Origin of the sequence: Pseudomonas sp. IPO3778, assembly GCF_013386825.1 — a bacterium.
Lineage (GTDB): Bacteria > Pseudomonadota > Gammaproteobacteria > Pseudomonadales > Pseudomonadaceae > Aquipseudomonas.
On the sequence record NZ_JACARC010000093.1, the window covers coordinates 1 to 1,308 of the forward strand.

At 55.9% G+C, this 1,308-nt stretch carries 1 protein-coding gene; it reads right to left on the bottom strand.

Annotated elements, in window-relative coordinates:
• Nucleotides 1–6: 6 nt before the first annotated feature.
• The gene (locus tag HX855_RS31715) at nt 7–1,212 is read right to left on the bottom strand and encodes an ISL3 family transposase (RefSeq protein ID WP_177090953.1); all 1,206 of its coding nucleotides are present in this window, start codon (nt 1,210–1,212) and stop codon (nt 7–9) included.
• Between the last annotated feature and the right edge of the window lie 96 nt (nt 1,213–1,308).

A 1,308-nucleotide genomic window follows, 5' to 3' on the forward strand; every position in this document is an offset into this window, starting at 1 on the left:
GGTTCATCACGGATTCCCGGGAAAGACGCTCTTGATCTTCATGAAGAAGAACTCGCTATCCCGGTAACCGTACGCCATCCGCTTGATGACCTTTATTCGATTATTTATCCCTTCCAATTGCCCCGTGTGCATTGGCCAGCGAACCCGACTTACGATCCCCCGCCAGTAACCCTTTAGCCGTTTGGCGAACTGGATCAGGGCCGGTATCGCGCTTTCGTGGGCATGACGAAGCCATTGCTTCCAAGCTGATCTCCAGGCCCAGGCAGCACTCGGCGTCCAGAGCGTTTTGAGTTCAGCCTTCATCAAATAGACCGTCATCAACGATTGATTGGCCGCCAGCAAATCCTGCAAGTGGACCTGTTGTTCCGGCTTCTTCAGGTTCTCTGGATTGCGCAGCAACAACCATCGCGCTTGCTTGATGACCTTGCGAGCAGGTCTGTCATGGCGTAGCCGATTAGCTTCGTCGACACGGACTCGATCAATTACCTCTCGACCATATTTGGCCACCACATGGAAAAGGTCGTAGACCACTCGCGCTTTTGGGCAATGCTGGCGAACCTCCAGGTCAAACGCCGTGTTCATGTCCATCGCCACTGCTTCGATTTGAGCGCAACCTTCTGGCCCAAGCTCTTCGAAGAATGGCCTGACCGCCGCACGGCTGCGGCCTTCGCCGATCCACAGCACCCGTCGGGTGTCGGCGTCCAGCACAACGCTGGCGTAGCGATGACCTTTGAACAACGCGAACTCGTCCATGATCAGGCGTCGTGGTTGCGCCTTCGGCAAAGCACTCAGCACCGCCTGCAAGGCTCGACGCTCCAGCAACCGAACGGTGTCCCAATGCAGCCCAAACATCTGCGCCACGTGCAGGGTGGGAAGTCGCTCGCAGGCCTGAATGACCGCATCGGCCAAGCGGCGCGTCATACGGGCATAGCGATCCAGCCAACTGACGGCCTCCATGCGTTTTCCACAGTCGCGGCAGCCAACACGCCTGAGCAAAACACTGAGGCGCACCGCGCGGCCGAGAATGGGCAAATCACGAATGACTCGCTCGCAATACTCATGAACGGTTGAACAGGGTTTTTGGCAGCTGCCACAGGAAGGGATGCGGGTGGCGTGAGGAGTCAGATCGATCTGTAATGCATCGCCATCGGGTTTGATGTTGACGACAGAAAAGCCCTCCCAAAAAGGAAGGAAAGTATTAATATCGCGCATAAGAACGCCGGTTTGTTAGATGTGTTTGCTCGCACGAACATCATCAATCAAATCGGCGTTCTTGTTTCTGAGTTTCCCGGGATTCCGTGAAGAACC

What these genes read in the sequence shown, in the direction of transcription:
- HX855_RS31715 (WP_177090953.1), bottom strand. Translation starts at nt 1,212, where the DNA reads ATGCGCGATATTAATACTTTCCTTCCTTTTTGGGAGGGCTTTTCTGTC.